Below are 2792 nucleotides of genomic sequence, written 5' to 3'. Positions count from 1 at the left end.
GCGCCCGCGAGTCCACGCGCACCCGGCGGTGCCGCGGCGGTACCATCCGGCGCGTCGCGAGCCATGAACAACATCGCGACGGCCCGGGCCGCGGGCGCGCACCTCAACCGCGCCGACGAAGCCATGGGCGATATCGCCGGTGACCGCTGGACCAACCGCGCACCCGACCTCGGCAGGAGCACCATCCCGCGATGACGACGACCGACACCTACGAGCGCCGCTCGTACGGGCTGTGGCAGAAGCCCCGCAGCGCAGGCCTTTTCGGGTTGCGCTGGGGGGAGACGGTGCTCGGCTTCGTCGTCGTCATCACCGCCCTGATGACGGCGCTCGTCGCCGGGCCGAAACCGGCGCTGTTCGTCGCGATCATCGGTGTGGTCGTGATGGTTCCACTGGTGTGGCGGACGGGGGGCCGCTCCGGTTACGAGACGGGATTGATGATGTTCCATTGGTTGCGCGGCCGCAGCAAGGGCGAGCACGTCTATCGCGGCGGCCGGTTCTCCCGCATCCCCGGCGGCGTCGCGCGCCTGCCCGGACTGATGGCGCCCTCGCGGCTGTACGAGGGAATCGACGCCGGCGGCTACAGCTTCGGCATGATCCACCTGCCGCAATTCGCGCAGTACACGGTCGTGCTCCGGGCTTGGCCGCAGGGACACGAGGCGGTCGACCAGCCGGTGATCGATCGGTGGGTGTCCGCCTGGGGAACCTTCCTGGCCTCGCTGGGCCAGACCTCCGACATCGTCGCGGTGGTTCCGGTGATCGATACCGTGCCGGAGACCGGAAACCGTTTGCTCACCGAGGTTTCCACCATCACCCGGCCGGAATCGCCGGCGCTGGCGCAGCAGGTGATGTACGAGCTGGCGACCGAATTGCCGCAGGAGCGCGTGCAACTGCTGCCGCGCGTGGCGATCACGTTCAAGGCCACCACCGCCGAGCGACGCAAGAATCCGGCCGAGGAGGCCGTCGAGATCGGTCGCCGGCTGCCGGGGATCTGCGCGGCGCTGGCCGAAGCGGGCGTGCGGGCGCAGCCGATGTCGGCCGACGAGGTGATCTCGTTCATCCGTCGCAGCTACGACCCGGCCGCGCAGGCCGATCTGGAAGTGGCCGCCGGCGAGATCGGCGGGCACGGGCTGGATTGGGCCGACGCGGGCCCGATCTCGCACGAGGAACGCTGGGATCAGTTCATCCACGACGGCGGCCGCTCGGTCACCTGGGAGATGGACGCCGCACCCGAGGGCGCGGTCGACGAGCGGGTGCTGCAGCGCCTGCTGGCACCGAATCCGGAGGTCCCGCGCAAGCGGATCGCGATCGTCTACCGTCCGCATTCGGCCGCCGACGCCGCCGAGATCGTGGACGACGACTACAAGAACGCGCTGGTCGCGCAGCAGAGCGAACGGGGCGTGGTCTCCGCCTCGGCGACGCTGCGGGTGGGCGCCACCCAGCAGGCGCGTGAGGAACAGGCGCGCGGTCACGGCGTGACCCGATTCGGTGCGCTCGTCACCATCACCGAACCGCTGCGCGGTGATCTGCCGCGGATCGAAGCCATTACCCGCGACCTGTCCACACAGGCCCGGTTGAAGATCCGGCGTTGCTACCGCTACCAGGCGGCGGCCTTCGCGGCCTCACTCGGCTGCGGGGTGATCCTGCCGGAACACGCGAGTATTCCCAAGGCATTGGCGGGGTGAGCGCAGATGGCAGGTGAGCACGAGCCGCCGGTTCGCTACCGGGGCGAACCACCGCGCTACAGCGAACGGGTGGTGGATCCGGAGAACCCGGTCCAGGCCCGGCCGCGCACGCGCACGGGCCACGACGACGAATGGGGCATCGAGGCCTACGCGCCCGGCCTGCCCCGCTCGGAATACGGTGGCGCACCTGCCGATTGGGACGACGTACCGCTGCGCCCGGCGCGCCGGCGAGCACGACGCGAGGAGGGTGAGCGCACCCGACCGGACGCCGCCGCGCCCCAGGAACGCGGTGGGCGCGCGACGGGGCACTCGCGCACGGATGCCGGCGCGGACGGTTCGGGACGCACCCGAGGAACGGCTCCCGGGCGGGAGACCGAGCGTCGCCCGGCACCCGAACCGGACGTGAGCGGCGGTGCGCCGCACCGTGGTTCGGGCAGTGACCCGATCTCCGGCGAGCGCGGCTCGGGAAGTCTGCGGCGGCGCGGTGACGATGCGGCGAGGCCCGGATCCGCCGGGGGCGACCGTGCGATGCGGCGGGCCGAGTCGGAGCCGGGGCGTCGTCGTCCGGCGGACGGCGACCGAGACGGATCGGCCGGGCGCGACGGAAACCGCCGCGGGACCGGCGATGTGGGCGGCGCCCGCGGCCGTGCGGGCGGGGATGGGGTGGAGTCCGAGCGGAACCGGGGCGGCCGGTCGACATCGGAGTCGGCGCGCAACCGGTCCTACGGTGGCCGGGACATCGACCGGTCGAGCACGCACCCGGGCCGTGATACCGGATCGAACGGTGACGCGGCACCGCGAACGACCCTGTCCGAGAACGACGAGACGCGCGACGACGTCGCGACGACCCGCACGGCGACGCCGCGAGCCGGTCGCCGGGTCGTGGGCGCGGAGGACAGCGCGGACCGTGAAAGCCATGGCGCCGAACGCGATACGGTGACGCCGACGACAGCGAGCGGCCTTCGACAGCAAGGGGCCGGCACGGCCGAGGAGTCCGGGCGGGACGGGAGCGCGGCCGGAGCGGTTCCGCCACCGCCCGGAGATGCGGACTCGCCGACCGCGACGCGCCCGGCGCCGAGCGACCACGACTCACCGGACCAGGGTGCGGAC

1 protein-coding gene and 2 pseudogenes are annotated in these 2792 nt (G+C 72.6%); all 3 read left to right on the top strand.

Going from position 1 to position 2792, the window contains the following annotated elements; all coding sequences use genetic code 11:
- Positions 1–195, top strand: a pseudogene (locus NN2_RS36800) (hypothetical protein); the annotation flags it as partial.
- A complete protein-coding gene (locus NN2_RS35535; RefSeq protein WP_030513935.1) occupies positions 192–1682 on the top strand; it encodes an SCO6880 family protein in 1491 nt (496 codons plus the stop codon). The pseudogene NN2_RS36800 and the gene NN2_RS35535, both read left to right, overlap by 4 nt.
- A gap of 6 nt (positions 1683–1688) precedes the next feature.
- A pseudogene (locus tag NN2_RS35530) lies at positions 1689–2792 on the top strand (hypothetical protein); the annotation flags it as partial.

The sequence above is a fragment of the Nocardia nova NBRC 15556 genome, assembly GCF_001613005.1.
GTDB lineage: Bacteria > Actinomycetota > Actinomycetes > Mycobacteriales > Mycobacteriaceae > Nocardia > Nocardia nova.
The sequence above is the reverse complement of the archived record's forward strand: the minus strand, read 5'-3'. Positions and strand labels throughout refer to the sequence as shown.

Bases quoted from the DNA above. Each gene is read 5' to 3' on its own strand.
- NN2_RS35535 (WP_030513935.1), top strand. From the start codon at position 192: ATGACGACGACCGACACCTACGAGCGCCGCTCGTACGGGCTGTGGCAG.